Here is a 26,768-nt window from a genome sequence, read left to right as displayed (position 1 = left end):
GCCGGGCGGGGCGGCCGGTCGCGCGTCCAGCCTGCCAACCGGAAGCCTCCCATGCCTCGATCCTTCGGCTTTGGCAGCAAGCTGCTGCTGGCCACCTCGCTGCTGGTGGTCGCCAGTTTCTCCGTGTTCACCGCGTACAACGATGCGCGCCTCCAGGCCGCACTCGGCAGCGCGCTGGAGAGCCGCCTGCAGAATGCCGGGCGGCAGGCCGCCAGCACCGTGCAGCACTGGTTGGGCGGGCGCCTGGCGTTGATCGAACAGGTCGCCCAAGGCGTCGTGCAGCAGGGCGTCGAGCGCGATGCCAGCCAGAACCTGGCGTTGCAGGTGATGCGCGACAGCTTCGCCTATGCCTACCTGGGCCGCGCCGATGGTAGCTTCCAGATGTCGACCGACGATCCACCGCCCGCCGGCTACGATCCGCGGCTGCGCCCTTGGTACCTCGCCGCCCGGGACAGCCAGGGCCCCGTGGTGACCGAGCCTTACCGGGATGCCACCGACAGCCAGCTGATGCTGACCATCGCCATCCCGCTGCGACAGCAGGAGCAGCTACTCGGTGTCGTGGGCGGTGACCTGAGCCTGGACACCCTGGTGAAGATCATCCATTCCCTGGACTTCGACGGCATCGGCTACGCCTACCTGGTCAGCGCCGATGGCAAGGTGCTGGTGCACCCGCAGCAAGACAAGGTCATGAAGACCCTGCGTGACCTCTACCCAGAGGACACCCCCGCACTGAGTGCTGGCTATCACGAAGTCGAGTCCGCCGAAGGCACGCGCATTCTGACCTTCTCCCCGGTACGTCTGCCGGCGGTGGACTGGCACGTGGGCATTTCGCTGGACAAGGCCAAGGCCTACGCGATGCTCAGCGAGTTCCGCACCTCGGCGGTGATTGCCACGCTGATCGCGGTGGTCAGCATCATCTTCCTGCTGAGCATGTTGATCCGTGTGCTGATGCAGCCGCTGCACGCCATGGGTCGTGCCATGCAGGACATCGCCCAGGGCGAAGGCGACCTGACCAAGCGTCTGGTGATTCAGAACAACGACGAATTCGGTGAGCTGGCCAGCGCCTTCAACCGCTTCGTCGAGCGGATCCACAGCTCGATCCGCGAAGTGTCGTCGGCCACCCGCCAACTCAACGAAGTGGCGCAGCTGGTGGTCAACGCCTCCAACTCGTCGATGGTCAACTCCGACGAGCAGGCCAACCGCACCAACAGCGTCGCCGCGGCGATCAACGAGCTCGGCGCCGCCGCCCAGGAGATCGCCCGCAACGCCGCCGATGCCTCGCACCAGGCCTCCGATGCGCGCTCGCACAGCGAAGGCGGCCGTCAGGTGGTGGAACGCACCATCCAGGCGATGAACGAGCTGTCGAGCAAGATCAGCGCCTCGTGTTCCAACATCGAAGCGCTCAACGGCAAGACGGTGAACATCGGCCAGATCCTCGAAGTGATCAAAGGGATTTCCGAACAGACCAACCTGCTCGCCCTCAACGCGGCGATCGAGGCGGCACGTGCCGGTGAAGCCGGACGCGGCTTCGCGGTGGTCGCCGACGAGGTGCGCAACCTGGCGCACCGCACCCAGGAGTCGGCGCAGGAAATCCAGAAGATGATCGAGGAGCTGCAGGTCGGCGCCCGCGAAGCGGTCACCACCATGACCGAGAGCCAGCGCTACAGCGAGGAAAGCGTGGAAATCGCCAACCTGGCCGGTCAACGCCTGAGCAGCGTGACCCACCGGATCGGCGAAATCGACGGCATGAACCAGTCGGTGGCCACCGCCACCGAAGAGCAGACCTCGGTGGTCGAATCGCTGAACATGGACGTCACCGAGATCAACGTGCTCAACCAGGAAGGCGTGGAAAACCTGCAGGCCACCCTGCGCGCCTGCGGCGAGTTGGAGCAGCAATCCGGCCGCCTCAAGCAACTGGTCGACAGCTTCCGTATCTGAGGTTGTCGTCGGCTCAGCTGGTGCGGGGCCGTCAGGGAGAGGCGAAACGCTCCGCAATCAACGCCAGCCTGCCGCGTCCGATTGCCGTGTGCGCGAGGTCCCTATGCAGCACCAGCCATGCTGTGTAGGGATTGCGGCGTTAGCCGGGCCATCGCTGCACCAGCACGGAATAACGTTCGGGTAGATTGAGCTGCGCAGCGACGCTCCTCAGCGTGCCCTGTCCGAGCAGCCCGGCGCTCAGCTCGGCGCTGCTCCGAGCTGCCACGACGGGCACAAAAAAGCCCTGCATCCGTGGTGTGGATGCAGGGCAAAGAGAGGGCCAAAGGCCCCCGCCAAAGGGCTCAGAGGCCGAAGAAGGCCTGGGCGTTGCCAGCGAGGATGCGGGTCTTTTCGATTTCCGCCAGTTCCGGGTGTTCGAGCACGCCCGAACCGATGCGCTGTTCGCCCAGCGGGAAGGGCGAGTCGGAGCCGAGCATCACTCGCTCACTACCCATCACGTCGACGAGCAGTTGCAGCGATTTCGGGTCGAACACCGCCGAGTCGACATGGAAGCGTTTGACGTAGCTCGAGGGCAGGTTCGGGCAGTCCTCACGGACGATATCGCGATGCCGCCAGGCGTTGTCCACTCGGCCGAGGAGGAAGGCGAAGCCACCGCCGCCGTGGGCGAAGCAGATGCGCAGCGACGCGGGGATGCGTTCGAAGGCGCCGGAGAGAATCAGCGAGAGAATCCCCAGCTGGGTTTCCGCCGGCATGGCCACCAGCCAGGGCAGCATCCACTTCTGCATCCGCTCGCGGCCCATCATGTCCCAGGGGTGGACCAGCAGCGGGATGCCTTCGCTGGCGCAGTGGTGCAGGAAGGTCACCAGACCGTCGTGGTCCAGGTCATGGTTGCCCACATGGTTGCCGATCTGTACCCCGATATGCCCGCAGGCCTTGGCACGGCTGGCTTCACGGCAGGCGGCGTCGATGTCCTGCAACGGCACCTGGGCGAGGACCTTGAGGCGATCCGGAGCCTGGGCGGCCATTTCCACTGCGCGGTCGTTCATCAGCTGGGCCCAGGGCAGGGCGCGCTCGATGGGCTGGTCGTAGCCGAACATTACCGGGGTGGCACACATGACCTGGATATCCAGGCCCTGCTCGTCCAGGTGCTCGACGCGGCGTACCGGGTCCCAGAGCACGTCGTGCACCGGGCGGAACGGTTTGTCGCCGAGCATGATCTGCCCCTGGCGGCCGTCGGTGTGCAGCCAAGGGGCGCGCTCGGGACTCAGGCGGGCGGCCTCGGCCTGGCTGATCGTGGGAAAGAAATGGGAGTGGATGTCGATCTTCATGCCGGGTGGAACTCGCTCAAGGTCTGGTGCCAGGTCTGCCAGTCACGGCCGGGGTGGATTTCGTCGCATTGGCTGCAGCGCCGCTCTTCCTCGCTGGTGGCGTAGAAGCGCTCGTACACCGGCGGCAGGTCGGTGACGATGCTTTCCAGCTGCATCTCGTAGCGCTTGATGACGGTGCCGCAGCGCGCGCACGACCATTGCAGGGCGTCGTGCAGGCCGGCCGGGCGCTGGCGCTCGATGACCAGGCACAGGCTGCCGGGCTCCGGCCGTTGCGGCGAATGGATGACGTGCGGCGCCATCAGGTAGATGTCGCCTTCCTTGAGGTCCACGCGCTCGTAACGGCCGCGGTCCCAGATGTTCAGGTAGGCGTTGCCCTTGAACTGGTAGAAGAACTCTTCCACCGGGTCGTCGTGGAAGTCGGTGCGCTGGTTGGGGCCGCCGACGACGGTCACCATGAAGTCGCTGCCCTGCCAGATCTGCTGGTTGCCCACCGGCGGCTTGAGCAGGTGAGCGTGCTCTTCGATCCATCGATTGAAGTTGAGCGGCGGGCTGAAGTGATGCTTGTTCATTTTGTGTTCTCAGCGTTGGCGGGGCGCGTAGGCGACGGCCTTGATCTCGATGCGCAGGTGCGGGTGCGGCAGCTGGTGCACGGCGACCGTGGTGCGGGTCGGGCCGGTTTCATCGAAGTACTCGGCATAGACTTGGTTGTAGCCGCCGAAGTCGTTCATATCGACCAGGAAGGTGCTGATTTCCACCAGGTCGGCGAGGCTGGCGCTTTCGCTGGCGAGGATGTCGCGGATGTTCTCGATCACCGCGCGGGTCTGCGCGCGGATGTCCAGGTTGGTGGTGCCCATGGCATCCACTTCGACGCCGACGAAGCTGTTGTCCGGACGGCGCGAGCTGGTGCCGGAGACGAACAGGAAGTCGCCGGCGCGCTTGATGTGGGGGAAGCGGCCGCGCGGCTTGGCCTTGCTGGCGACGACGGTGGAGCGGTTGTCACTCATGATTCGATTCCTTTGGGGCTCGGGTTCGGGTCAGGGGCGCACGCTGAAGCTGCTTTCGCCCAGCCCCTGGATTTCGACGCTGACGTGGACGCCCGGGCGCAGCGCCTCGGCGGCGGTGGCGGCACCGACCATCACCAGGCTGCCAGCCGGCAGCACCCGTTCGGCGTCATGCAGCAGGCGCGAGGCCTGCACCAGGCTGCGCAGCGGCTGGCCGAGGATCGCGGCGGTGGAGCCGACCTGTACCGCGCGGCCGTCCAGGCGCATCACCACGCCGGCGTTGGCCAGCCCGGAGAAGTCCCGGGACCAGGGGCCGACGGTCAGACCGGAGGAGGAGCAGTTGTCTGCCACCACGTCCTCCAGGCTGAATTTGAACGCCTGGTAGCGCGAGTCGATGATCTCCAGGGCCGGGGCGACCGCCTCGACGAAGTCCGCGGCTTCCAGCAGGGTCAGCGGGCGGTCGATGTCGCGGCGGGTGAGGAAGCAGACTTCCGGCTCGACGCGTGGGTGGATGTAGCGCGCCAGGTCCACCAGGCCGCCGTCCTCTTCCAGCATGGCATCGGTGAGCCAGCCCCAGATCAGGCTGTCGACGCCCATCTGGATCATCTTGGCGCGGCTGGTGAAGCCCAGTTTGATGCCGATGCTACGTTCGCCATCGTCGTAGCGACGCTGCATGGCGGCGCGCTGGATGCGGTAGGCATCGTCCAGGGAGAAGGGCGTCTCGACGCTGAACTGGGCGAGCGCTTCGGCGCGGCGCGCAGCCTGGTCGAGCGCCGTGGCGATGCGGGCGATATCGGCGTTCATGGGCGGTTCTCCGGGTGGTGGGCCAACAGGTCGAGGGCCACGTCGACGATCATGTCTTCCTGGCCGCCGACCATGCGCCGCTTGCCGAGTTCGACGAGGATATCGAGGGTCTTCAGGCCGTACTTCTGCGCGGCGATTTCGGCGTGGCGCAGGAAGCTCGAGTAGACCCCGGCGTAGCCGAGGCCGAGGGTCTCGCGGTCGACCCGCACCGGGCGGTCCTGCAGCGGCCGCACGATGTCGTCGGCGGCGTCCATCAGGGTGTAGAGGTCGGTGCCGTGGTTCCAGCCGAGGCGCTCGGCTGCGGCGATGAACACCTCCAGCGGTGCGTTGCCGGCGCCCGCGCCCATGCCGGCGAGGCTGGCGTCGATGCGGTCGCAGCCCTCCTCCACGGCGGTGATCGAGTTGGCCACGCCGAGCGACAGGTTGTGGTGGGCGTGCATGCCGGTCTGGGTTTCGGGCTTCAGGGTCGCTTTGAAGGCGCGCATGCGGTCGCGGATGTCCTGCATGTTCATCGCCCCACCGGAGTCGGCCATGTAGATGCAGGTCGCGCCGTAGCTCTCCATCAGCTGGCCTTGGCGAGCCAGTTCCTCGGCCGGAATCATGTGGCTCATCATCAGGAAGCCGACGGTGTCCATGCCCAGGTGGCGGGCGTACTCGATGTGCTGCCTGGACACGTCCACCTCGGTGCAGTGAGTGGCGATACGCACCACTCGCGCCCCGGCCTCATAGGCATTCTTCAGGTCATGCACGGTGCCGATGCCGGGCAGCAGCAGCGTGGCAATCTTGGCGTGCTGGAGCTCGCCGGCCACCGCCTCGATGTACTCCAGGTCGGTGTGGCGACCGAAGCCATAGTTGAATGAGGAGCCCTGCAGGCCGTCGCCGTGGGCGACCTCGATGGAGTCGACCTTGGCCGCGTCCAGCGCGCGGGCGATGGCGCGCACGTCCTCCAGACGGTACTGGTGGCGGATCGCGTGGCTGCCGTCGCGCAGGGTGACGTCGGATATGTAGATTTTCTTGCCGTTCATGCTCGCGCTCCTCAGCCGTTGCTCATCGCGTTGTTCAGGATCGACTGAGCCATGCGCTCGGCGGTGGCCAGCGCGGCGGAGGTCATGATGTCGAGGTTGCCGGCGTAGGCTGGCAGGTAATGGGCGGCGCCTTCGACTTCGAGGAACACCGAGGTCTTCAGCCCGGAGAACTGGCCGTGACCGGGAATGTGCAGGTCCTGCACCTCGTCGAACTGCACTTTCTGCTTGAGCCGGTAGCCGGGCACATAGGCCTGCACCGCGGCGGCCATCTCGACAATGCTCGCCTCAACCTTGGCCTGATCCGCCGCTTCGCTGAGCACGAACACCGTGTCGCGCATCATCAGCGGCGGCTCTGCCGGGTTCATGATGATGATCGCCTTGCCCTTGGCCGCGCCGCCAATCACTTCGATGGCCTTCGAGGTGGTCTCGGTGAACTCGTCGATATTGGCGCGGGTACCGGGACCGGCGGACTTGCTGGCAATCGAGGCGATGATCTCGGCGTAATGGACCTTGGCCACCCGCGATACCGCCGCGACCATGGGAATGGTCGCCTGGCCACCGCAGGTGACCATGTTGACGTTCTGCGCCTGCAGGTGCTGCTCGAGGTTGACCACCGGCACGCAATACGGGCCGATGGCGGCCGGGGTCAGGTCGATCAGACGAAGACTGGGCTTGTGGCCCCGCAACAAGGCGTCGTTCTTCACGTGAGCGGCGGCGGAGGTTGCATCGAAGACGAAGTCGATCTCGGAGAAGATCGGCAGGCGGGTCAGGCCCTCGGCGCCTTCATGGGTGGTGGCCACGCCCAGTCGTGCTGCGCGCGCCAGACCGTCGGACTCCGGGTCGATACCGACCATGGCAGCCATTTCCAGGTGTTGGCCATTACGGAGAATCTTGATCATCAGGTCGGTGCCGATGTTGCCGGAACCGATGATGGCGACTTTGAGTTTCTTGCTCATGAGGGCTCCTCTCAATCCCGGTGGGCAAACACGGCGCTGACGCTGCCTAGGTCCTGGATGTGGGCGGTGAACACGTCGCCCGGCTGGGCCACGACCATCGGGCCGAGCGCTCCAGTGAGCAGGATGTCGCCGGCGCGCAACGGCTCGCCGAGGCGCGCCATGGTGTCGGCGAGCCAGATGGCGGCGTTCAGCGGGTTGCTCAGGCAGGCCGCGCCGGCGCCGACGGACACCGGTTCGCCGCGCAGGGTCATGCTCATGCCGCAGCGCACCAGATCCAGCTGATCCAGCTTCACCGGGCGGGTGCCGAGGACGAACAGACCGGACGAGGCGTTGTCGGCGATGGTGTCGACCAGCTGGATGTCCCAGTTGGCGATACGGCTACCGACCACTTCGATCGCCGGCAGGGCGAAGGCGGTGGCGCGGATCAGGTCGGCCACGGTGTGGTGCTCGTGGGGCAGGTCGTGCTCCAGCACCAGGGCGATCTCCGCCTCGACCTTGGGTTGCGCACAGTCCGCCCAGGCGATCGGCTGGCCGTCGCCGCGGGCCATGTCGGCCAGCAGCAGGCCGAAGTCCGGCTGGTCGACGCCCAGCTGGGCCTGCACGGCGGGGTTGGTCAGGCCGATCTTGCGGCCCACCGGGCGCCGCCCGGCAGCCACGGCGAGCTCGGTGTTGTGGCGTTGCACGGCGTAGGCGAGGGCCATCGGCTCGGCATTTGGTTCGTCGCCCAGGGAGGCGGCGATCAGCTCGCGTACCGGCGGGCAGGGTTGGCAGCTTTGCTGCGCCTGGCGCAGGCGAGCGGCAGCTTCGAGGAGGGCGGCATGCATGGGAGTACTCCTGCTCAGGCGTTGACGCAGACGGTGGTGGCTTCCGAGTAGAAGTCCAGGGAGTGCCGACCACCCTCGCGGCCCAGGCCGGAGAGGCGCGCGCCGCCGAAGGGCGTGCGCAGGTCGCGGAGGAACCAGGTGTTGACCCAGACCATGCCGACGCGCAGCTGGCGGGACACCTTGTGGGCGCGCTTGAGGTTGGTGGTCCAGATGGCGGTGGCGAGGCCGTAAGCGGAATCGTTGACGCGGCGGATCACTTCGTCGTCGCGGTCGAACGGGGCGACATGGCAGACCGGCCCGAAGACTTCTTCGCGCACGCAGCGGGCGTCGTCGGACAGGCCGGTCCAGATGGTCGGCTGCACATAGGCGCCGTTGTCGCGGATGTCGCCGAACTGCGGAATGCCGCCGCCGCTGACCACCGTGGCACCCTCGCGTCGGGCCAGCTCGAAGTACTCGAGAACCTTGTCGCGGTGCTTGTGGGAGATCAGCGAGCCCATGTTCACGCCGTCTTCGTCCGGGTAGCCGATCTTCAGCTTCTCGGCGCCTTCCTTGAGGGCGGCGACGAAGCGCTCGTAGATCGGCCGCTCGACATAGACCCGCTCCGAGCAGAGGCACACCTGGCCGGAGTTGGTGAAGCTGGAGCGCAGCACGCCGGCCACCGCGGCGTCGAAGTCGCAGTCGGCGAAAACCACGGCGGCGTTCTTGCCGCCCAGTTCGAAGGACACCTCGCGCACACCTTCGGCCGCCGCCTTCATGATGGTGGCGCCGGTGCGCGATTCGCCGGTGAAGGTGATGGCGTCCACATCGGGATGACGGGTGAGGAATTCGCCGGCCGAGTTTGGCCCGAAGCCGTGGATCAGATTGAACACACCGGCGGGCACGCCGGCTTCCTGCATCACCTCGGCGAGCAGGGTGGCGGAAGACGGTGAATCTTCCGACGGCTTGACCACCACCGAGTTGCCACAGGCCAGCGCGGGCGCCACCTTCCAGGTGAGCAGCAGCATCGGCAGGTTCCACGGCGAGATGATGGCGACCACGCCGTGCGGCTTGCGCACGGTATAGCTGAAGACATCACTGCCATCGGCGGTGCGCATCTCGTAGTACTCGCCACCGGCCTGACGGATCAGTTCGGCGAAGGTGCGGAAGTTGTGCACGCCACGGGCGATATCCAGCGTGCGGGCCTGGTGGACCGGGCGGCCGGTATCCGCCACTTCGGCGGCGACGAAGTCCTCGAAGCGGCGCTCGATACCTTCGGCGATGCGCAGCAGCACGTCGGCGCGCTGGCTGGCGCTGTAGCCGGCCCAGGGACCCTCCTGGGCCGCTTTGGCCGCGGCGACTGCGCGATCCACCAGCGCCGCGTCGGCCTCGCAGACCTGACCCAGGGTGCGGCCGTCGATGGGGGACACATTGTCAAACGTCGTGGGGGTGGCTACGAATTCGCCATTCACGAAGTGGCGCAGCAGGGACAGGGGGGCGGACACGGAAACCTCCGATTCTTGGATTTTCGGAGGAGTCTATGGAGTCTTCGTATAAGCGAGTAATGAAAGGATCGCTACCGTCTATTAGCGTATGGAATAGCTGAAATCAGCTCGCCAGTTCGCCGTGCTGCTCCCGGCCGGCCTGCTCCAGGCATTCGCGGAACAGCCGCGCTGCGGGCCCCAGTTCGCGGGTGCCGGCGCGGAAGTAGCCGATGTCGCCGAACTGCAGGTGGCTGCCCAGGTCCAGCGTGCCCAGCAGGCCGGCTCCGGTGAACTGACGGGCCGCCTCGAGGGGCATGACGGCGACTGTCTGTTGGTCCTGCATCAGGCTGATGTTGGTGAGGATCGACAGCGATTCGACCACGTTGGACGGCACCGCCAGTCCGGCCTCGTCGAACAGGCGGTCGACGGTGCGGCGCAGTAGCGAGTCGCGGGTCGGCAGCACCCACGGGTAGTCGAGCAGGTCGGCCAGGCTGACCGGGGTCTGGCCGATGAGAGGATGATGCGCGCCGGCGACAATCGACAGCTCCTCGCCGTAGAGCACTTCCGCCTCCAGCTGTGACGACTCATGGTGCCAGCGCCAGTCGTCCGGTACCCGGCCCACGACCAGGTCGACCTCGCCCACCGCCAGTGCCGGGAACAGCTGGTCCATCTGCCCGACCCGCAGTGACACCAGGACTTTCGGGGCCCGCTGCTTGAGCATTTGCAGGGCCCGCGGCAGCAGGGAGCTGGAGGCCGAGATCAGCGTGCCCACCAGCACATGGCCCGAGGTGCCTTCCTGGAAGGCATTGACTTCGTCCGTCAGCGAGCGCAGTTCAGCCAGCAGCGACTTGCTGCGTCGCGCCAAGACATTGCCCAGCGGTGTGGCGCTGACCCCTCGGTTGCCACGAATCAGCAGCGGCGCGTCGAAGTAGGACTCCAGCTCATGGATGATCTTGGTCACCGCCGGCTGGGTCAGGCCGAGTGCCTGGGCCGCGCGTAGCAGTGAGCCGCTCTGCAGGACCTGGTCGAATACCACCAACTGGTAAAACTTGAGTTTGCGCGCAACGGACAGATGGGTGAACTGCATGCGTGACCTTCGGATGCTCAGCCGGAATGAGGAGCATCCTACCTATAAGGCGGTCCGATTTCAGGGCTGGCCCGAACTTGCCCAATTGCGCCCTCGTCAGGCTGGGTTGGGCACTTCTGCACGCAAGAAAAAACAAAGGCCCCAGGATTGCTCCTGGGGCCTTTGTTGTAGATGGCGCATCCGGCGGGATTCGAACCCACGACCCCTGCCTTCGGAGGGCAGTACTCTATCCAGCTGAGCTACGGATGCAATGCGGGCGCAATCATACGCATCTCGCCTGCGGGCGTCCATGCTGGGCTGGTGTTGCCGCGTGGTGCACCGCGGTGCACGTCTAACGGGGTCGTAGTGTTTGGATAACTCCCCCAAAGGAGGGGGGTTCGTTAATTTTTTCGAACAGGCTATTGCCCTTTTGCCCTCGCCTCCCTAGGATTCGTTTGAGATTTCAAACGCCCGGGCTGTAAATCGGCGAGAAACTTCGGAGCCGCGCGCGACGCTCCGGGTGCTTCCCTCAGCCATGCAGCGCGGGTGACTTTTGCCACCGACAATCAACGACGCCGGATGTGCCGCGCGCCGTGGTTTTTCACTATCTGCTCGTTGCCCGAGCCGGGTTTCAGGAGACTGTCATGCAATTGAAAGACGCCACGCTGTTCCGCCAGCAAGCCTACATCGACGGTACCTGGCAGGACGCCGACAGCGGCCAGACCATCAAGGTCAACAACCCGGCCACTGGCGAAATCCTCGGCACCGTGCCGAAGATGGGCGCCGCCGAAACCCGCCGCGCCATCGAGGCCGCCGACAAGGCGCTGCCGGCCTGGCGCGCGCTGACCGCCAAGGAGCGCGCCACCAAGCTGCGCAAGTGGTTCGAGCTGATGATGGCCAACCAGGACGACCTCGGTCGCCTGATGACCCTCGAGCAGGGCAAGCCGCTGGCCGAAGCCAAGGGCGAGATCGCCTACGCCGCCTCGTTCATCGAGTGGTTCGCCGAGGAAGGCAAGCGCGTGTATGGCGACACCATTCCGGGTCACCAGGCGGACAAGCGCATCATCGTCATCAAGCAGCCGATCGGCGTGACCGCGGCGATCACCCCGTGGAACTTCCCGGCGGCGATGATCACCCGCAAGGCCGGCCCGGCGCTGGCCGCCGGCTGCACCATGGTGCTCAAGCCGGCCTCGCAGACCCCCTATTCCGCCCTGGCGCTGGCCGAACTGGCCGAGCGCGCCGGCATCCCGAAAGGCGTGTTCAGCGTGGTCACCGGCAGTGCCGGCGACATCGGCACCGAGCTGACCAGCAACCCGATCGTGCGCAAGCTGACCTTCACCGGCTCGACCGAAATTGGTCGTCAACTGATGCAGGAATGCGCAAAGGACATCAAGAAGGTCTCGCTGGAGCTGGGCGGTAACGCACCGTTCATCGTCTTCGACGACGCCGACCTGGATGCCGCGGTCGACGGCGCGCTGATCTCCAAGTACCGCAACAACGGCCAGACCTGCGTGTGCGCCAACCGCCTGTACGTGCAGGACGGCGTCTACGACGCCTTCGTCGAGAAGCTCAAGGTGGCAGTGGCCAAGCTGAAGATCGGCAACGGTCTGGAAGACGGCACCACCACCGGTCCGCTGATCGACGACAAGGCGGTGAAGAAGGTCGAGGAGCACATCGCCGACGCGGTGGGCAAGGGCGCCAAGGTGGTGTTCGGCGGCAAGCCGCACGCACTCGGCGGCAGCTTCTTCGAACCGACTATTCTGATCGACGTGCCGGGCACTGCCGCGGTGGCCAAGGAAGAGACCTTCGGTCCGCTGGCGCCGCTGTTCCGCTTCAAAGACGAAGCGGAAGTGGTGGCCATGGCCAACGACACCGAGTTCGGCCTGGCCAGCTACTTCTATGCCCGCGACCTGTCCCGCGTGTTCCGCGTGGCCGAGGCGCTGGAGTACGGCATGGTCGGCATCAACACCGGGCTGATCTCCACCGAAGTGGCGCCGTTCGGCGGCGTCAAGGCTTCCGGCCTGGGCCGCGAAGGCTCCAAGTACGGCATCGAGGACTACCTCGAGATCAAGTACCTGTGCCTGAGCATCTGATTCATTGACGGGGCAAGGCGCGAAAGAGCGCGCGGCGCCCCAGTTGTACCCGCTGAACCTTAGCGAGCCCCGGCCCGCCGCCGCAGTCGATCATCGAATACTGCCGCGTGCGGCGCCGGGTCATCCTTGAAACTGCGCCGCCCACCCGGCGGCCGTGAGGAAACCATGAGCAAGAACGAATCCCTGCTGCAACGCCGCGCCGCTGCTGTCGCCCGTGGCGTGAGCCAGATCCACCCGATCGTCGCCGAGCGCGCCGAGAACGCCACCGTGTGGGACGTCGACGGCCGCGAGTACATCGACTTCGCCGGCGGCATCGCGGTGCTCAACACTGGCCACCTGCACCCGAAAGTGATCGCCGCGGTGCAAGAGCAGCTGGGCAAGCTAACCCACACCTGCTTCCAGGTGCTGGCCTACGAGCCGTACATCGAGCTGTGCGAAGAAATCGCCAAGCGCGTGCCGGGCGACTTCGCCAAGAAGACCCTGCTGGTCACCTCCGGCTCCGAAGCGGTGGAGAACGCGGTGAAGATCGCCCGCGCCGCCACCGGCCGCGCCGGGGTGATCGCCTTCACCGGCGCCTACCACGGCCGCACCATGATGACCCTCGGCCTGACCGGCAAAGTGGTGCCGTACTCGGCCGGCATGGGCCTGATGCCCGGCGGCATCTTCCGCGCCCTGGCGCCGTGCGAGCTGCATGGGGTCAGCGAGGACGAGTCGATCGCCAGCATCGAGCGGATCTTCAAGAACGACGCGCAGCCGAGCGACATCGCCGCGATCATCATCGAGCCGGTGCAGGGCGAGGGTGGCTTCTACGTCAACTCCAAGGCCTTCCTGCAGCGCCTGCGCGCGCTGTGCGACGCGCACGGCATCCTGCTGATCGCCGATGAAGTGCAGACCGGCGCCGGGCGCACCGGCACCTTCTTCGCCACCGAGCAGCTGGGCATCGTGCCGGACCTGACCACCTTCGCCAAATCGGTCGGCGGCGGCTTCCCGATCTCCGGCGTCACCGGCAAGGCCGAGATCATGGACGTGATCGCCCCCGGCGGCCTCGGCGGCACCTACGCCGGCAGCCCGATCGCCTGCGCCGCGGCGCTGGCGGTGCTCAAGGTGTTCGACGAAGAGAAGCTGCTCGAGCGTTCGCAAGCGGTCGGCGAGAAGCTCAAGGCCGGCCTCAGCGCCATCGCCGCCAAGCACAAGGTCATCGGTGACGTGCGCGGCCTGGGTTCGATGGTCGCCATCGAGCTGTTCGAAGGCGGCGACGAGAGCAAGCCGGCCGCCGAGCTGGTCGGCAAGATCGTCGCCCGGGCGCGCGACAAGGGCCTGATCCTGCTGTCCTGCGGCACCTACTACAACGTCATCCGTTTCCTCATGCCGGTCACCATCCCTGACGCGCAGCTGGAAAAGGGCATCGCCATCGTCGCCGAATGCTTCGACGAACTGGCCTGACGCGTTCTTGCTGGACCCAGAGACCCGCTTCGGCGGGTCTTTTTTTGCCTCCGACTAAAGTCCGAATAGCCCGGAATAGAGCGCTCCGTTAAGCTGGCGGGATTTTTTGGAGGATGTCGATGCGCAAGGAACGCACGGGCGGGCCGCGGGTTTTGATCGCCGAAGCCGACCCCTGGAGCCGCGAACTGCTCGCCGAACTGGTGCGCAACGTGCGCGCCGACGCCGAGCTGCTGCCCTGCGCCGACGGGCAGAGCGCGCTGCGCGCCTGCCGTGGCCAGTTGCCCGACCTGGTGCTGGCCGACCGCGCGCTGCCTGGCGTCGACGGCCTCGACCTGCTGCGCGAACTGCGCCGCCAGCGCAGCCAGCCGCCGCTGCCCTTCATCCTGCTCAGCGAACGCACCGATGCGGCCAGCGTGCGCGAAGCGCTGCCGCTGGCCCCGACGGCTTACCTGGCCAAGCCGCTCAACCTCGAAGACCTGCAACGCCGCCTCGGCGAGCTGCTGCTGGCGCCGGGCCAGGCGCCGGTGGACGCGCAGCCGGCGGCGCCGATTGCCGGCAGCCTGGACGACTACCTGCAGGCGCAGCGCGAGCAGTCGGTCGGCGCGCCGCTGCTCGGCGAGGTGCACGACGCCCTCGGCCATCGACTCAACGCCGCCGCGCTGGACCTCGCGCGTCTGCACGAGGACTTCAGCCGCGACCCGCAGATCACCGCGCGGCTGATCGCCGCGGCCAACAGTGCCGCCCAGCACCTCGGCCGGCCCTGCCAGACGCTCAATCAGGCGCTGGCGCGGCTCGGCGTGGCGCAAAGCCTGAACCTGGTGCTCGGCCTCGCCCTGCAACGCAGCGCGGCGCTGCAGGACCCGCGCCTGGCTGCGCCGGCCGAGCAGTTCTGGCGGCTGTCGCAGCGCACCGCCGAGCTGGCCGCCTGGCTGGCCCGCCAGCGTCAGGTCGACGAGGAGCGCTGCTACAGCGCCGGGCTGTTGCACTGCCTGGGCGACCTGGCGCTGCTGCGCTGCCTGCAGGACTGGTGCCTGGCCGGCGGCGAGCTGGACGAGGCGCAGATCGACGCCGCGCTGCGCGGCCACGCGGCGAGTTTCGGCGGGGCGCTGAAGGCGCGCTGGCGCCTGCCGCTGGAGCTGCGCGAGCTGATCGGCGCGACCTGGCAGCTCGGCCGCGGCGTGTTCTCCCGCGAGGCGCTGGTGCTGCATGCTGCCGCGCAGCTGGTGCGTCTGCCCGACGATCAGGGCGTCGAGGCCTTGCAAAGCAACAAGGCGGTGCAGATGCTACGCCTCGATCCCGCCACCCTGCGCGCCGGCCTGGCTCACGTCGGCGGCTGAAGCCGGCGGTTCAAGTCGCCGCGCGCGCGGCCGATCTACTGCAGGTGGCGATTCGCCTGCCGCCCACCCGAACCGAGTCACGAGGAACGCGATGCGCCCTGCCTATACCCGTCATCCTTACGCCGCCGTGCTGCACGCGCTCGGCCTGGCGATTCTGATGGCGACCTACAGTCACTGGCAGCTGCCGCTGAGCTGGAGCATTCCGGCCTACCTGCTGCTGGCGCTGTGGCCGTGGCTGGGCCCCTGGCAGACCCCCGAAGACCTGGCGACGCCCCCGGCCGCTGTACCGGAAACGCTGCACGACCAGCCCTGTGCGGCCTGCCAGCAGCACGGCCTGGCAGCCGCGCAACTCGCCGAGCAGGCGCAGCAACTGAGCAGCGGCCTGCAGGCGCAAACGCGCGCCCTCGGCGAGGCGGGTGCGCGGGCTGCGCTGCTCGCCGACCAGCAACACGCCGGTGAGCAGCGCCTGAGCGGCACGCTGAGCGCCGCCCAGGGCGCCCGCACGCAAAGCGCGGCCGGCCAGGCGCACTTGCAGCAGGCCCTGACGCGCATGCAGGCGCTCGGTGAGCAGACCCGCGCCAGCCGCGAGTTGCTCGATGGGCTGAGCACGCGCAGCGCGCAGATCGAGCAGGTCACTCAGGTGATCCAGTCGATCGCCAGCCAGACCAACCTGCTGGCGCTCAACGCGGCCATTGAGGCGGCGCGCGCCGGCGAGCAGGGGCGTGGTTTCGCGGTGGTCGCCGACGAGGTGCGCAACCTCGCGGCGCGCACCACCGCGGCGACCGCCGAGGTCGGCCAGATCGTTGGCGATATCCGCCAGCAGAGTGCGGCGGTGGTCGCGCACATCCAGACCCAGGCCGATGAGCTGGAGCAGGCCGCCGGCCAGCTCGGCGGCACCGCCGAACAACTGCAAGGCATCGCCACGCTGAGCGCCGCAGTCGAGGGCGAGCTGGTCACGCTTGGCCAGGACCGCCAGCAGCGGGCCGAGCAACTGCTCGCGCTGGGCGGCCAGCTCGACGCGCTGCATGCTGCTATCGGCGCCAGCGATACCCAGGGCCGCGCGCTCGGCGCGGCGGCTAGCCAGTTGCGCGACGCCACCCACTACCTGCCGCGCTACTAGCGCTGGCCGACCCGGCGCAGCTGCGCGAGGTCGAGGATCTCGATCTCGCCGTAGGTCAGGCGCAGGATGCCCTGCGCTTCCAGGTCCTTGAGGATCTGGTTGGTGGTCTGCCGGGAGATCGCCAGCATCAGCGCCAGCTGCTCCTGGGCCAGGTGGATCACCCGTCGTTCGCCGCTCACCTCGCCATAGCCCTCGGCGATCATCACCAGGCGCCGGGCCAGGCGTGGCGCCGCCGGCAGCAGGCTCATCTCCTCCAGGGCAATGAATGCCAGGCGCAGCTTCTGGCTGAGCAGCAGGGCGAACTCGCGCCAGTGCTGCGGCTGCCGCTCGAGCAGGGCGAGCAGCGCCGCCTGCGGCACGTTGAGCAGCGTGCAGGAACCGTCGGCGTAGGCGTCGTGGGTGCGCGGCTGGTTGTCGAACAGGGATATCTCGCCGAACCAGTAGGGTGGCTCGATCAGCGTCAGCAGCGCTTCCTTGCCGTCGGCGCTGCTGGCGCCGATGCGCATGCTGCCGGCGACCACCGCGTATAGCCCGCAGGCCTTGTCGCCGCGGCGGAACAGGCGCTGGCCGTGGTCGAGGTGGCGCACGTTGGCGGCACCCAGCAGTTCGTCCTGCAGTGCCGCTGGCAGGTGGCTGAACCAGTGGCCGCTGAGCAGCAGCGCGCGGTAGGCGTGGGCGTCGGACATGCTTTCCCTTGGGGTTTGTCGGCTAGCTGACAGAACGAGTGCTGGCAGCGCGGTCATTATCGCGGCTACTGCCCTGCGAGGATAACCATAATGAAAACCCTCACCGACCACCTTGGCCAATACGCGGAATACCACCGTGATCGGCGCAACATTGCCAGCCACTTCATCGGCATCCCGATGATCGTGCTGGCCGTCGCCGTGCTGCTGTCACGCCCCGGCGTGGAGCTGGCCGGCCTGTGGCTGGCCCCGGCGTCCCTGCTGGCGCTCGCCTCGGCGTGGTTCTACCTGCGCCTGGACCTGCGCTTCGGCCTGGTGATGAGCGCACTGCTGCTGCTCAGCCTGTGGTGCGGCGCGTGGCTGGCGGCGCAAACCACGCTGCTCTGGCTGGCCGCCGGGGTCGGCCTGTTCGTGGTCGGCTGGGTGATCCAGTTCGTCGGTCACTACTACGAGGGGCGCAAGCCGGCGTTCGTCGACGACCTCATGGGCCTGGTGGTCGGCCCGCTGTTCGTGGTTGCCGAACTGGCCTTCCTGCTCGGCTGGCGCGACGAGGTGCGCGAGGCGGTCGAGCGGCGCGCCGGGCCGACCTGCATCCGCGCACACAAGGTCGCGCACTGACGGCGCTCAGTCGGCGGCCAGCAACTGGCTGCTGAACTGGCGCACTTGGCGGTCGACGATCAGCGGCGCGAACGGTCGATGCGACAGCGTCACCGTCCCGCCGCTGGCCGAGTTCATGTCGGCCAGGGCGTTGCGCAGGAAGGGCCAGCGCGCCTGCACCGCGGTCGCATGCTTGCCAGCGAGGCGTTGCAACTGGCCGTCGATGCTCGGCAGCAGCTGGCGTTCATCCTGGCCGACGTAGGTCAGCTGTTGCTGCTCACGGGAGATTTCGAACAGTCCGACATAGGCGCGGTACAGGTACTGCACCGCGAGGTATTCGGCTTCCACTTCGATCGGCGCCGCCTGGTTGTTGTCCAGTTGGTGCGCGCTGCTGAGGAACACGCGCAGCGCCTCGCTGAGCTCGGTGGCGTAGTTCCACGGCAGGTCGTCCTCGTGGTGGCCGAAGCGGCTGCCGGCGCGTAACAGCTCGGTCAGCGCCTGCTGCTGTTGGCGCAGTGCGTCGCTGCTCTGTGGGTTGGCCTGCAGCGCGGCAGCCAGTGCAGCGAGGTCCTGTTCCAGGCGCCCGGCATGCACGTCCTGAAAACCCTCGAAGCGGTACATCAACAGGCTGCTGGTCGCCCGGCAGGCGTGCAGCTGGGCGAGCTGCAGCGGCGTCGCGGCGAGGCTCTCGGCGGTCCAGCCGAGCAGGGGAAGGCAAAGCAGAACGAGCAGGCGGCGAATCACGGGAGGCTCCTTGGGTGCGGGGGAAAGGCACACCGGGAGCTTTGCATCGCCTCTTGCGGGCCAGGCAGTACCCGTTGGGGTGGTTGGCCGGCGGAAAGCAGACGGGCCGCATCGTGCGGCCCGTCTGGGAGAGCTGGTGCCCGTTGCCGGGCGGCCGGGGATCAGTTGATGGCCATCAACTGGGTGGTCAGCGAGCGCGCGTGACGGTCGACCATGGTCGGCGCGAACGGCCGGCCGGAGATACTTTCCATCGCGGTGGTGCCGCTGTTGAGGTCATTCAGGGCGACGCGCAGGTACTGCCAGCGGGTCTTGATCTTCTCCATGTCCGGCACGCTCAGCTGGCTGAGCTCGCCGTCGATGCTCGGCACCAGCTTGCGCTCGTCCTGGCCGAGGTACAGCTCGGTGTCTTCCTTGGCCACTTCGAAGGTGCCGATGTAGGCGCGGAACAGGTACTGCACCGCCAGGTATTCGACCTGTACCGGGACCAGCTCGGTGGCGTTGCCCGGCTCCTGCTTGTTGACCGCGGCGAGGAAGTCGCGCAACGCCTTGCTCAGGTCGCGCGGATAGGACCAGGGCATGTCCTCTTCCTTGTGACCGAAGGCGGCACCGCGACGCAGCTCGGCGACCAGCACATCGTGGGTCTTGCGCATGTCATCGGTGATTTGCGGGGTGTTCTTGAACACGCCGTCGAGGGCCGCGAGGTCGTTGTTCATGCGCTCGGCATGGTCGCTCTGGAAGCCCTCACCGCGGAACAGCAGGAGGCTGCTGGTGGCGCGGCAGGCGTAGACCTGCATCTGTTCGAGGGGGCTGGCCGGTTGGGCCATGGCCAGTGAGGCGAGTGTCGCGAGAAGCGCCAGGCTCCAGGTGCAGAGGCGGCGCAGCACTGCTGAATTACGCATACCGAGGTGCTCCTTAATTATTGTTGTGAGCAGTCCGGGGAGGCCTTCGAGGGCCGTTGAGCGTCAGGTTACTGAGCGCCCTCGTCAAGAATATTACCTGAAAGAGTGAATTTTTCTGTGCGTTAGGCAGTTTTCTCCGTGTGGTCGTCGGCTTCGGCGAGCAACTGGCGGAGTACCGCGGCACTGGCCGGGTCGGCTGGGAAGAAAGTTTCCAAGGCCAGCTCGGCGAGTGTTACGTCCAGTGGCGTACCGAACACCGTGGTGGTGCTGATCAGGTTGAGTGGGCCGTGGTGGGTGTCGAGTTGCAGCGGCACCAGCACGCCGGGTTGGCTGGCCGCCGGTGCGGCGGGGGCCGGGTAGCCGTTGAGCTCGGCGAGCAGCTCGGCCAGCTGCGGATCGCCGCTCACTTCCAGGTCGCGCTGCAGCCGCGCCAGCAGGTGCGCGCGCCATTCACCGAGGTTGCGGATCAGCGGCGCCAGGCCTTGTGGATGCAGGCTCAGGCGCAGCACGTTGACCGGCGGCGTGAGCAGTTCGGCTGGCAGCGTGGCGAGCAGCGGGGCGACGCAGCGGTTGGCGGCGAGCAGTTGCCAGTGGCGGTCGATGGCCAGCGCCGGGTTGGGTTCGTGGGCGGCGAGCAGCTGCTCGACCGCCGCGCGTGCCGCGCCGAGTGCCGGGTCGGCCAGCGGCCGTTGGCTGTACAGCGGGGCGAAGCCGCCGGCGACCAGCAGCAGGTTGCGTTCGCGCAAGGGAATCTGCAGCGATTCGGCGAGGTGCAGGAGCATCTCGCGGCTCGGCCGGGCGCGTCCGGTTTCCACGAAGCTCAGGTGGCGCGTGGAGATCTCCGCCTCGCAGGCGAGATCGAGCTGGCTGAGGCGACGGCGCTGGCGCCACTGGCGGAGCAGCGCGCCGACCGGTTGGGCGGTGGCGTTCATGGCCATCGACGATAGTCGCTGCGGGTCATTCCAGCCATTACCTCACGGGTAATCGACGCACGGCGCGCGGCGGCGAACTCTAGGCCCGGACGCCAGCTCCGGCGCCGAACCCTGGAGGACTTCACCATGACCGCCGTACAACCTTCCCTGCTGCTGCGCCGTGCCCTCTACGCCGATGGCCTGATCAGTGGCGCCACCGGCCTGCTGCTGATGCTCGCCGCCGATGTGCTCAGCAGCTGGCTGGAGCTGCCGCGCGCGCTGCTGTTCGGCGCCGGCGCCAGCCTGCTGCCGTTCGCCCTGGCGCTCGCCTGGCTGGCCAGCCGCGCGCGTATCCAGCGTGGCGCGGTGTGGGCGGTGATTGCCGTCAACGCGCTGTGGGTGCTCGACAGTCTGTTGCTGCTGGTCAGCGGCTGGGTGGCGCCGAACCTGCTCGGCTACGCCTTCGTCATTGCCCAGGCGCTGGCGGTGCTGTTGTTCATCGAGCTGGAACTGCTCGGCCTCAAGCAGTCGCAGGCCCAGGCGCTGCCGGCCTGAGTACTGACCGTGGCGGCTGCGCGGCTAGAACAGACCGCGCAGCGCCAGGTCGGCGCCGAGCAGCAGCAGGCCGATGAAGAACCAGCGGCGGAAACGCTCGGCACTCACCCGCCGGCGCAGCCACTGGCCGCCGGCCATGCCGAGCAGCGCCGGCAGCAGTGCCAGCGCCGACACCGCGAGCACCGCCGGCTGCAGCAGCTCGCCCTGGTGGCCGAGGCTCAGCGCCAGGGCCAGGGTGGAGACGCTGAACGACAGGCCGAGGCCGCGCACCAGTTCGTCCTTCTCCAGACCGATGGCCTGCAGGTAGGGCACCGCCGGGATGACGAACACTCCGGTCACCGCGGTGATCGCCCCGGTCACGGCGCCAACCAGCGGCGCCAGCCAGGCCTCCTGCTGTGGCGCCACGCGCAGCGGCACCGCCGCCAGGCCGAGCGCGGCGTAGACCAGCAGCGCCACGCCCAGCCACTGGCTGGCGTGCGGCAGCTGCAGGTCGCGCAGCAGCCAGCCGACCAGCAGCGTGCCGACCACGATGCCGGCCAGCAGTGGCCACAGGCGGCGCAGCATCGGCAGCGGGCTGCGGCCGTCGGCGAGTTGCCAGAGATTGGTGACCATCGACGGCACGACGAGGATCGCCGCCGCCTGCATCGGTGGCATCACCAGGCCGAGCAGGCCCACCGAGATGGTCGGCAGGCCGAGGCCGATGGCGCCCTTGACCGTGCCGGCGAGCAGGAACACCGCAAGGATCAGCGGCAGGTAGGCGAGGAACGGCTCAAGCATGCTGGTTCTCGGATCGTGGCTGGAGGCAGTCGGCGGGTGCCTGGCTGCGCTCGTGCAGGCCGTAGTCGCGCAGCACCTGGGCGACCCGCAGCCGGTAGTCGTGGAACAGCTGCGCACGGCCAGCGGCCTGCGCGTGGCGGTGCGCCTGCTGCTGGCGCCAGGCGAGGATCGACGCCTCGTCCTGCCAGAACGACAGCGACAGCACCTTGCCCGGAGTCTGCAGGCTTTGGAAGCGTTCGACGGAAATGAACCCCTGTTGGCCATCGAGCAGCGAACGCAGCTCGGCGGCGAGGTCCAGGTAGTCCTGCTGGTGGCCGGGGCGGGCCTCGGCTTCGAAGATCACGGCGAGCATGGCGGTTCTCCTGGTGACTGGCGGGCGGTGGATTTCCGGGCCAGTATCGGTACTCCACCGCCGACATGTTTCATCGTGAGGTGAACTATGGAATACACACCGGGGATCAGCTCGACTGCCGCCTTGCTTGCCGATGGCGGCCGCGCGGCGATGATCTGGGCATTGATGGATGGCAGTGCGCGGCCGGCCGGGGAGCTGGCGCTGCTCGCCGGGCTGTCGCCGTCGTCGGCCAGTGCGCATCTGGCCAAGCTGCTCGAAGGCGGCCTGCTGGTGCTGGAAAGCCATGGCCGCAGTCGCTACTACAAGCTTGCCGGGCCGGAGGTCGGCCAGGCGGTCGAGGCACTGGCCAGTGCCGCGCTGGCTGCCCAGCCGCGCAAGACGCGCGCGCTGCCGGCCTCGCACGGCACGCCGCTGGCACTGCGTGAGGCGCGCACCTGCTACGACCACCTGGCCGGCGAGCTGGCGGTCGGCCTGTTCGAGCGGATGAGCGCGGCCGGCTGGCTGCAGCAGCGCGACGGCGTGCTGGAGTTGACCGCGGCCGGCAGTGCCGCGCTGCAGGGCCTGGGGATCGACCTCAAGGCGCTGCGCAAACGGCGTCGTCAGTTGCTCTGCGCCTGCCCGGACTGGAGCGAGCGCAAGCCGCATCTGGGCGGCGCGTTGGGGGCGGCGCTGCTGGACAGCTGCAAGCAAGCTGGCTGGCTGCGCCCGTCGTCGCGTTCGCGGGCGCTGCACGTGTCGCCACACGGTCGCCAGGCAATCCTCGCCATCGCCCGCCCGTGAGCCGCGCATAAAAAAGCGCCCCGCAGGGCGCTCTAGTGTTGCGTGGCCGCTGGCCTCAGCGCTGGGTCGCCGGCTGCGCCGACTTGGGCTTGAAGTACAGCGTGGCGCCGCGCGCCAGGTCGGTCAGGCTGTCGTGGTCCTTGACCACTTCCGCCTCGATCAGCTCGTCCTGGCCGGCGACCTTGAGGGTCACGCGGGTGATCGCGCCGAGCGGGCGGATGTCGCGCACTTCCGCTGGGCAGTGCTCGGCGATCGCGTTGCGCGACAGCGACACCTCGTGCGGACGGAACAGCACGTGGTGATCCTCGCCGATGAACAGGCGGTTGGCGTCGCCGAGGAAGTGGTAGACGAAGTCGCTCTTCGGGTTCTCGTAGACCTCGCCCGGCGCGCCGATCTGCTCGATCACGCCCTTGTTCATCACCACGATGCGGTCGGCGACTTCCATCGCCTCTTCCTGGTCGTGGGTGACGAACACGCTGGTCAGGTTGATCTCCTCGTGCAGGCGCGCCAGCCAGCGGCGCAGCTCCTTGCGCACCTTGGCGTCGAGCGCGCCGAACGGCTCGTCGAGCAGCAGGATCTTCGGCTCCACCGCCAGCGCGCGGGCCAGCGCGATGCGCTGGCGCTGGCCACCGGAGAGCTGCTCCGGGTAGCGGTCGGCGAGCCAGTCGAGTTGCACCATGCTGAGCAGCTCGAGGACCTTGTCCTTGATTTGGCTCTCGCTCGGGCGCACTGCCTTGGCCTTCATGCGCAGGCCGAAGGCAACGTTGTCGAACACCGTCATGTGGCGGAACAGCGCGTAGTGCTGGAACACGAAGCCGACGTTGCGATCGCGCACGTCGTGCTGCGAGACGTCCTCGCCATGGAACACGATATTGCCGGCGTCCGGGGTCTCGAGGCCGGCGATGATGCGCAGCAGGGTGGTCTTGCCGCAGCCGGACGGGCCGAGCAGGGCCACCAGCTCGCCGCTGTGGATGTCCAGGTTGATGTCGTTCAGGGCCTTGAAGGCGTTGAAGTTCTTGCTGACGTTACGGATTTCGATCGACATGACTCATTCATCCTCAGCCGTGTGGCGTAGGCGGGACAGACGGGATTCGGCCCACTGCTTGAGCAGCAGGATGACCAGGGCGAGCAGCAGCAGCAGGCTGGCGACGCTGAACGCGGCGACGTGGTTGTACTCGTTGTAGAGAATCTCGACGTGCAGCGGCAGGGTGTTGGTGACGCCGCGGATATGCCCGGAGACCACCGAGACCGCGCCGAACTCGCCCATCGCCCGCGCGGTGCACAGCACCACGCCGTAGATCAGGCCCCATTTGATGTTCGGCAGGGTGACGTGCCAGAACATCTGCCAGCCGTTGGCGCCGAGCAGGCGCGCGGCCTCCTCCTCCTGGGTGCCCTGTTCCTGCATCAGCGGGATCAGTTCGCGGGCGACGAACGGGAAGGTGACGAAGATGGTCGCCAGCACGATGCCCGGCACGGCGAAGACGATCTGGATGTCGCGGTCCTGCAGCCATTCACCGAAGTAGCCCTGGGCCCCGAACAGCAGCACGTAGATCAGGCCGGCGATCACCGGCGAGACCGAAAACGGCAGGTCGATCAGGGTCACCAGGATGCTCTTGCCGGGGAACTCGAACTTGGTCACGCACCAGGCGGCGGACACGCCGAACACCAGGTTGAGCGGCACCGAAATAGCCACGGCGAGCAGGGTCAGTTTCAGCGCGGACAGCGCGTCCGGCTCGAGGATGGCGGTGAAGAAGGTGCCCAGGCCTTGCTTGAGCGCCTCGCTGAGCACCACGTAGAGCGGCAGCAGCAGGAACAGCGCGAAGGCCAGCCAGGCCAGGCCGATCAGCACGCGACGGCCCCACAGGTTGCCGCGGCGGGCGGCGTTGGCGGCGGAGGTCGCGCTCAGGGTTGCAGTAGTCATGGCGCGTTCCTCAGGGTTTTTCGATGCGGCGCTGCAGCAGGTTGATCAGCAGCAGCAGGACGAAGGCGACCACCAGCATCAGCACACCGATCGCGGTGGCGCCGGTGTAGTCGTACTGGTCCAGCTTGACCATGATCAGCAGCGGCAGGATCTCGGTCTTCATCGGCATGTTGCCGGCGATGAAGATCACCGAGCCGTACTCGCCGACGCCCCGCGCGAAGGCCAGCGCGAAGCCGGTCAGCCAGGCGGGCAGCAGCGCGGGGACGAGGATGTGGCGGAACACCTGCAGCGGCTTGGCGCCCAGGCAGGCGGCGGCTTCCTCGACCTCGCGGGGGATGTCGGCGAGCACCGGCTGCACCGTGCGCACTACGAACGGCAGGGTCACGAAGGTTAGCGCCAGGGTGATGCCGAGCGGCGTGTAGGCGATCTTGAAACCGAGGTCGCTGGCGAACTGGCCGACCAGGCCGGCCGGCGCGTACAGCGCGGTGAGGGCGATGCCGGCCACCGCGGTGGGCAGGGCGAACGGCAGGTCGATCATCGCGTCGATGATCTTGCGACCGAAGAAGTCGTAGCGCACCAGTACCCAGGCGAGCAGGGTGCCGATCAGGCCGTTGATCACCGCGGCGGCGAGGGCGGTACCGAACGACAGCTTCAGCGCGGCGAGGACGCGCGGGGCACTGATGATGGTCCAGAACTGCTCCCAGCTGAGCTGGGTGGTCTTGAGAAACATGGCACCCAGGGGGATCAGCACCAACAGGCTGAGGTACACCAGGGTGTAGCCCAGCGTCAGCCCGAAGCCGGGTATGACGGGGGAAATGCGGCGTGACATTGTCTGTCCTTTATCTGCGTTGGAACGCTCGGAGCAACGGCCGGGCCGTCTGTCCCGATTCGCCTGATTCCGCTCGCGACAAAGGGAAGCCGCGGCTTCCCTCTCTCGTTTTGCTCGGGGCGGCGATTCTAACCCCGCTTTCTGTTCTGGAGGATGGCTCGCTGGCTATCCTCCGGATCGCGCCCTTACTGAGCCTGATAGATCTGGTCGAACACGCCACCGTCGTTGAAGAATTTCGGCTGCGCGGTTTTCCAGCCGCCGAAGTCCTTGTCGATGGTGACCAGCTTGAGGTCCGGGAACTGCTTGGCGAATTCGGCAGCCACCGACTTGTCACGCGGACGGTAGAAGTTCTTCGCCGCGATGCGCTGGCCTTCCGGGCTGTACAGGTGCTTCAGGTAGGCCTCGGCGATGGCACGGGTGCCTTTCTTGTCGACGTTCTTGTCGACCACCGCGACCGGCGGCTCGGCGAGGATCGACAGGCTCGGTGCGACGATCTCGAAGTTCTCGCCACCTTGTTCCTTGAGGGCCAGGAAGGCTTCGTTTTCCCAGGCCAGCAGCACGTCGCCGATGTTGTTGTTGACGAAGGTGATGGTCGAGCCACGCGCACCGGTGTCCAGCACCGGGACGTGCTTGTACAGCTCCTGCACGTATTCCTGCGCCTTGGCTTCGCTGCCGAACTTCTGCACGCCATAGGCCCAGGCGGCGAGGAAGTTCCAGCGTGCGCCGCCGGAGGTTTTCGGGTTCGGGGTGATCACTTCGACGCCCGGCTTGACCAGGTCGCCCCAGTCCTTGATGCCTTTCGGGTTGCCCTTGCGGACCAGGAACACGATGGTCGAGGTGTACGGCGTGCTGGCCTCCGGCAGACGGGTTTGCCAGTTGTCCGGGATCAGCTTGCCGAGCTTGTTCAGCTCGTCGATGTCACCGGCCAGCGCCAGGGTCACCACGTCGGCCTTGAGGCCGTCGATCACTGCACGGGCCTGCTTGCCCGAGCCACCGTGGGACTGCTGAACCTTGACCGGCTCGTGGCCTTGGGCCTGCCAGTATTTGTTGAACTCGGCGTTGTACTCTTGGTACAGCTCGCGGGTCGGGTCGTAGGACACGTTGAGCAGCTCGGTGTCGGCGAGAACCGGTGCGGCGAACAGGGCGCTGGCCAGGCTGGCCAGGGCGAAACGGCGAATGGACATGGTGTAGCTCCTGGAATCTAAGTAGTCGTGCGTATTCAGCTGTCCAGCCTGTTGCCCTGAGGCAGGTGGCCGGGTGAATGGTTGGCGTTGTTGTGAGTTATAGGGGGCACGGCACTTTCCCTCCGGTGGTCCAGTCGGGCG

27 protein-coding genes and 1 tRNA gene are annotated in these 26,768 nt (G+C 67.4%); 8 read left to right on the top strand and 20 right to left on the bottom strand.

Annotated elements, in window-relative coordinates; genetic code table 11:
- Positions 1 to 51 precede the first annotated feature (51 nt).
- Positions 52 to 1,938 (top strand): methyl-accepting chemotaxis protein, encoded by a 1,887-nt coding sequence (locus JQX08_RS17550; protein WP_205349704.1) that lies wholly within the window; start codon positions 52 to 54, stop codon positions 1,936 to 1,938.
- 341 nt (positions 1,939 to 2,279) lie between these two features.
- On the opposite strand, the gene JQX08_RS17545 is transcribed toward JQX08_RS17550, so the two are convergent.
- The 10 genes from JQX08_RS17545 to JQX08_RS17500 all read right to left on the bottom strand — a co-directional run bounded on the left by JQX08_RS17545 (position 2,280) and on the right by JQX08_RS17500 (position 10,672).
- Positions 2,280 to 3,266, bottom strand: a complete 987-nt coding sequence (locus JQX08_RS17545) for an amidohydrolase family protein (RefSeq protein ID WP_205349703.1) — start codon at positions 3,264 to 3,266, stop codon at positions 2,280 to 2,282.
- Positions 3,263 to 3,835, bottom strand: a complete 573-nt coding sequence (locus JQX08_RS17540; protein ID WP_205349702.1) for a 3-hydroxyanthranilate 3,4-dioxygenase — start codon at positions 3,833 to 3,835, stop codon at positions 3,263 to 3,265. The genes JQX08_RS17545 and JQX08_RS17540 overlap by 4 nt, the downstream gene beginning before the upstream one ends.
- Positions 3,836 to 3,844: 9 nt before the next feature.
- A complete protein-coding gene (locus JQX08_RS17535; protein WP_205349701.1) occupies positions 3,845 to 4,270 on the bottom strand; it encodes a RidA family protein in 426 nt (141 codons plus the stop codon).
- Positions 4,271 to 4,300: 30 nt separating this feature from the next.
- Positions 4,301 to 5,071, bottom strand: a complete 771-nt coding sequence (locus tag JQX08_RS17530; RefSeq protein WP_205349700.1) for a 2-keto-4-pentenoate hydratase — start codon at positions 5,069 to 5,071, stop codon at positions 4,301 to 4,303.
- Positions 5,068 to 6,096, bottom strand: coding sequence for a 4-hydroxy-2-oxovalerate aldolase (dmpG, locus tag JQX08_RS17525; RefSeq protein WP_205349699.1), 1,029 nt, complete (start codon positions 6,094 to 6,096; stop codon positions 5,068 to 5,070). Before dmpG ends, JQX08_RS17530 begins: the two co-directional genes overlap by 4 nt.
- Before the next feature lie 11 nt (positions 6,097 to 6,107).
- Positions 6,108 to 7,052 carry an acetaldehyde dehydrogenase (acetylating) gene (locus JQX08_RS17520; protein ID WP_205349698.1) on the bottom strand — a complete coding sequence of 315 codons (945 nt, stop codon included), beginning with the start codon at positions 7,050 to 7,052 and terminating at the stop codon, positions 6,108 to 6,110.
- Positions 7,053 to 7,063: 11 nt separating this feature from the next.
- Positions 7,064 to 7,876: a fumarylacetoacetate hydrolase family protein gene (locus JQX08_RS17515; protein ID WP_205349697.1), complete on the bottom strand. Its 813-nt coding sequence runs from the start codon at positions 7,874 to 7,876 to the stop codon at positions 7,064 to 7,066.
- Between the two features lie 14 nt (positions 7,877 to 7,890).
- Positions 7,891 to 9,345 carry a 2-hydroxymuconic semialdehyde dehydrogenase gene (locus JQX08_RS17510; RefSeq protein ID WP_205349885.1) on the bottom strand — a complete coding sequence of 485 codons (1,455 nt, stop codon included), beginning with the start codon at positions 9,343 to 9,345 and terminating at the stop codon, positions 7,891 to 7,893.
- Between the two features lie 115 nt (positions 9,346 to 9,460).
- Positions 9,461 to 10,423: a LysR substrate-binding domain-containing protein gene (locus tag JQX08_RS17505; RefSeq protein WP_205349696.1), complete on the bottom strand. Its 963-nt coding sequence runs from the start codon at positions 10,421 to 10,423 to the stop codon at positions 9,461 to 9,463.
- A 172-nt stretch (positions 10,424 to 10,595) separates the two neighbouring features.
- A tRNA-Arg gene (locus JQX08_RS17500) sits at positions 10,596 to 10,672 on the bottom strand.
- A gap of 374 nt (positions 10,673 to 11,046) precedes the next feature.
- Between JQX08_RS17500 and gabD the strand changes: the two genes are divergently transcribed.
- The 4 genes from gabD to JQX08_RS17480 all read left to right on the top strand — a co-directional run bounded on the left by gabD (position 11,047) and on the right by JQX08_RS17480 (position 16,395).
- Positions 11,047 to 12,495, top strand: a complete 1,449-nt coding sequence (gene gabD, locus JQX08_RS17495) for an NADP-dependent succinate-semialdehyde dehydrogenase (protein ID WP_205349695.1) — start codon at positions 11,047 to 11,049, stop codon at positions 12,493 to 12,495.
- A 165-nt stretch (positions 12,496 to 12,660) separates the two neighbouring features.
- The gene (gene gabT, locus JQX08_RS17490; RefSeq protein WP_205349694.1) at positions 12,661 to 13,938 is read left to right on the top strand and encodes a 4-aminobutyrate--2-oxoglutarate transaminase; all 1,278 of its coding nucleotides are present in this window, start codon (positions 12,661 to 12,663) and stop codon (positions 13,936 to 13,938) included.
- Between the two features lie 119 nt (positions 13,939 to 14,057).
- Positions 14,058 to 15,275 (top strand): HDOD domain-containing protein, encoded by a 1,218-nt coding sequence (locus JQX08_RS17485; protein ID WP_430472547.1) that lies wholly within the window; start codon positions 14,058 to 14,060, stop codon positions 15,273 to 15,275.
- A gap of 91 nt (positions 15,276 to 15,366) precedes the next feature.
- Positions 15,367 to 16,395, top strand: a complete 1,029-nt coding sequence (locus JQX08_RS17480; protein WP_205349692.1) for a methyl-accepting chemotaxis protein — start codon at positions 15,367 to 15,369, stop codon at positions 16,393 to 16,395.
- On the opposite strand, the gene JQX08_RS17475 is transcribed toward JQX08_RS17480, so the two are convergent.
- Complete coding sequence (locus JQX08_RS17475; RefSeq protein ID WP_205349691.1) at positions 16,392 to 17,081, bottom strand: Crp/Fnr family transcriptional regulator; 690 nt, start codon at positions 17,079 to 17,081, stop codon at positions 16,392 to 16,394. The genes JQX08_RS17480 and JQX08_RS17475 overlap by 4 nt on opposite strands.
- A 90-nt stretch (positions 17,082 to 17,171) precedes the next feature.
- Between JQX08_RS17475 and JQX08_RS17470 the strand changes: the two genes are divergently transcribed.
- Complete coding sequence (locus tag JQX08_RS17470; protein ID WP_205349690.1) at positions 17,172 to 17,696, top strand: Mpo1 family 2-hydroxy fatty acid dioxygenase; 525 nt, start codon at positions 17,172 to 17,174, stop codon at positions 17,694 to 17,696.
- 6 nt (positions 17,697 to 17,702) lie between these two features.
- Here the strand turns inward: JQX08_RS17470 and JQX08_RS17465 are convergent, their stop codons facing one another.
- From JQX08_RS17465 to JQX08_RS17455, 3 genes are all read right to left on the bottom strand, one after another.
- On the bottom strand, positions 17,703 to 18,419 hold the full coding sequence (locus JQX08_RS17465) for a hypothetical protein (protein WP_205349689.1): 717 nt from the start codon (positions 18,417 to 18,419) through the stop codon (positions 17,703 to 17,705).
- Positions 18,420 to 18,580: 161 nt separating this feature from the next.
- Complete coding sequence (locus JQX08_RS17460) at positions 18,581 to 19,318, bottom strand: hypothetical protein (protein WP_205349688.1); 738 nt, start codon at positions 19,316 to 19,318, stop codon at positions 18,581 to 18,583.
- Between the two features lie 122 nt (positions 19,319 to 19,440).
- A complete protein-coding gene (locus JQX08_RS17455) occupies positions 19,441 to 20,250 on the bottom strand; it encodes an MmyB family transcriptional regulator (protein ID WP_205349687.1) in 810 nt (269 codons plus the stop codon).
- Positions 20,251 to 20,376: 126 nt separating this feature from the next.
- Between JQX08_RS17455 and JQX08_RS17450 the strand changes: the two genes are divergently transcribed.
- Entirely contained in the window at positions 20,377 to 20,784 is a 408-nt protein-coding gene (locus tag JQX08_RS17450; protein ID WP_205349686.1) for a hypothetical protein, read from the top strand.
- Between the two features lie 24 nt (positions 20,785 to 20,808).
- On the opposite strand, the gene JQX08_RS17445 is transcribed toward JQX08_RS17450, so the two are convergent.
- Complete coding sequence (locus JQX08_RS17445; RefSeq protein ID WP_205349685.1) at positions 20,809 to 21,561, bottom strand: sulfite exporter TauE/SafE family protein; 753 nt, start codon at positions 21,559 to 21,561, stop codon at positions 20,809 to 20,811.
- Entirely contained in the window at positions 21,554 to 21,913 is a 360-nt protein-coding gene (locus tag JQX08_RS17440) for an antibiotic biosynthesis monooxygenase family protein (RefSeq protein ID WP_205349684.1), read from the bottom strand. Before JQX08_RS17440 ends, JQX08_RS17445 begins: the two co-directional genes overlap by 8 nt.
- An 87-nt stretch (positions 21,914 to 22,000) precedes the next feature.
- Here JQX08_RS17440 and JQX08_RS17435 point away from each other — a divergent pair, with 87 nt between their 5' ends.
- Positions 22,001 to 22,693 carry an ArsR/SmtB family transcription factor gene (locus JQX08_RS17435; protein WP_205349683.1) on the top strand — a complete coding sequence of 231 codons (693 nt, stop codon included), beginning with the start codon at positions 22,001 to 22,003 and terminating at the stop codon, positions 22,691 to 22,693.
- Positions 22,694 to 22,748: 55 nt separating this feature from the next.
- Here JQX08_RS17435 and JQX08_RS17430 read toward each other — a convergent pair whose 3' ends face one another.
- From JQX08_RS17430 to JQX08_RS17415, 4 genes are all read right to left on the bottom strand, one after another.
- Entirely contained in the window at positions 22,749 to 23,738 is a 990-nt protein-coding gene (locus tag JQX08_RS17430) for a sulfate/molybdate ABC transporter ATP-binding protein (protein WP_205349682.1), read from the bottom strand.
- Positions 23,739 to 23,741: 3 nt separating this feature from the next.
- Positions 23,742 to 24,614, bottom strand: a complete 873-nt coding sequence (cysW, locus tag JQX08_RS17425) for a sulfate ABC transporter permease subunit CysW (protein WP_205349681.1) — start codon at positions 24,612 to 24,614, stop codon at positions 23,742 to 23,744.
- A 10-nt stretch (positions 24,615 to 24,624) separates the two neighbouring features.
- Positions 24,625 to 25,443: a sulfate ABC transporter permease subunit CysT gene (cysT, locus tag JQX08_RS17420; RefSeq protein WP_205349680.1), complete on the bottom strand. Its 819-nt coding sequence runs from the start codon at positions 25,441 to 25,443 to the stop codon at positions 24,625 to 24,627.
- A gap of 185 nt (positions 25,444 to 25,628) precedes the next feature.
- Positions 25,629 to 26,627, bottom strand: a complete 999-nt coding sequence (locus JQX08_RS17415) for a sulfate ABC transporter substrate-binding protein (protein ID WP_205349679.1) — start codon at positions 26,625 to 26,627, stop codon at positions 25,629 to 25,631.
- Positions 26,628 to 26,768 lie beyond the last annotated feature (141 nt).

Origin of the sequence: Zestomonas insulae (assembly GCF_016901015.1) — a bacterium.
GTDB lineage: Bacteria > Pseudomonadota > Gammaproteobacteria > Pseudomonadales > Pseudomonadaceae > Aquipseudomonas > Aquipseudomonas insulae.
The sequence above is the reverse complement of the archived record's forward strand: the minus strand, read 5'-3'. Positions and strand labels throughout refer to the sequence as shown.

Coding starts and splice junctions, on each gene's coding strand:
- JQX08_RS17550 (WP_205349704.1), top strand. CDS start 52: ATGCCTCGATCCTTCGGCTTTGGCAGCAAGCTGCTGCTGGCCACCTCG.
- JQX08_RS17545 (WP_205349703.1), bottom strand. CDS start 3,266: ATGAAGATCGACATCCACTCCCATTTCTTTCCCACGATCAGCCAGGCC.
- JQX08_RS17540 (WP_205349702.1), bottom strand. CDS start 3,835: ATGAACAAGCATCACTTCAGCCCGCCGCTCAACTTCAATCGATGGATC.
- JQX08_RS17535 (WP_205349701.1), bottom strand. CDS start 4,270: ATGAGTGACAACCGCTCCACCGTCGTCGCCAGCAAGGCCAAGCCGCGC.
- JQX08_RS17530 (WP_205349700.1), bottom strand. CDS start 5,071: ATGAACGCCGATATCGCCCGCATCGCCACGGCGCTCGACCAGGCTGCG.
- dmpG (WP_205349699.1), bottom strand. CDS start 6,096: ATGAACGGCAAGAAAATCTACATATCCGACGTCACCCTGCGCGACGGC.
- JQX08_RS17520 (WP_205349698.1), bottom strand. CDS start 7,052: ATGAGCAAGAAACTCAAAGTCGCCATCATCGGTTCCGGCAACATCGGC.
- JQX08_RS17515 (WP_205349697.1), bottom strand. CDS start 7,876: ATGCATGCCGCCCTCCTCGAAGCTGCCGCTCGCCTGCGCCAGGCGCAG.
- JQX08_RS17505 (WP_205349696.1), bottom strand. CDS start 10,423: ATGCAGTTCACCCATCTGTCCGTTGCGCGCAAACTCAAGTTTTACCAG.
- gabD (WP_205349695.1), top strand. CDS start 11,047: ATGCAATTGAAAGACGCCACGCTGTTCCGCCAGCAAGCCTACATCGAC.
- gabT (WP_205349694.1), top strand. CDS start 12,661: ATGAGCAAGAACGAATCCCTGCTGCAACGCCGCGCCGCTGCTGTCGCC.
- JQX08_RS17485 (WP_430472547.1), top strand. CDS start 14,058: ATGCGCAAGGAACGCACGGGCGGGCCGCGGGTTTTGATCGCCGAAGCC.
- JQX08_RS17480 (WP_205349692.1), top strand. CDS start 15,367: ATGCGCCCTGCCTATACCCGTCATCCTTACGCCGCCGTGCTGCACGCG.
- JQX08_RS17475 (WP_205349691.1), bottom strand. CDS start 17,081: ATGTCCGACGCCCACGCCTACCGCGCGCTGCTGCTCAGCGGCCACTGG.
- JQX08_RS17470 (WP_205349690.1), top strand. CDS start 17,172: ATGAAAACCCTCACCGACCACCTTGGCCAATACGCGGAATACCACCGT.
- JQX08_RS17460 (WP_205349688.1), bottom strand. CDS start 19,318: ATGCGTAATTCAGCAGTGCTGCGCCGCCTCTGCACCTGGAGCCTGGCG.
- JQX08_RS17455 (WP_205349687.1), bottom strand. CDS start 20,250: ATGAACGCCACCGCCCAACCGGTCGGCGCGCTGCTCCGCCAGTGGCGC.
- JQX08_RS17450 (WP_205349686.1), top strand. CDS start 20,377: ATGACCGCCGTACAACCTTCCCTGCTGCTGCGCCGTGCCCTCTACGCC.
- JQX08_RS17445 (WP_205349685.1), bottom strand. CDS start 21,561: ATGCTTGAGCCGTTCCTCGCCTACCTGCCGCTGATCCTTGCGGTGTTC.
- JQX08_RS17440 (WP_205349684.1), bottom strand. CDS start 21,913: ATGCTCGCCGTGATCTTCGAAGCCGAGGCCCGCCCCGGCCACCAGCAG.
- JQX08_RS17435 (WP_205349683.1), top strand. CDS start 22,001: ATGGAATACACACCGGGGATCAGCTCGACTGCCGCCTTGCTTGCCGAT.
- JQX08_RS17430 (WP_205349682.1), bottom strand. CDS start 23,738: ATGTCGATCGAAATCCGTAACGTCAGCAAGAACTTCAACGCCTTCAAG.
- cysW (WP_205349681.1), bottom strand. CDS start 24,614: ATGACTACTGCAACCCTGAGCGCGACCTCCGCCGCCAACGCCGCCCGC.
- cysT (WP_205349680.1), bottom strand. CDS start 25,443: ATGTCACGCCGCATTTCCCCCGTCATACCCGGCTTCGGGCTGACGCTG.
- JQX08_RS17415 (WP_205349679.1), bottom strand. CDS start 26,627: ATGTCCATTCGCCGTTTCGCCCTGGCCAGCCTGGCCAGCGCCCTGTTC.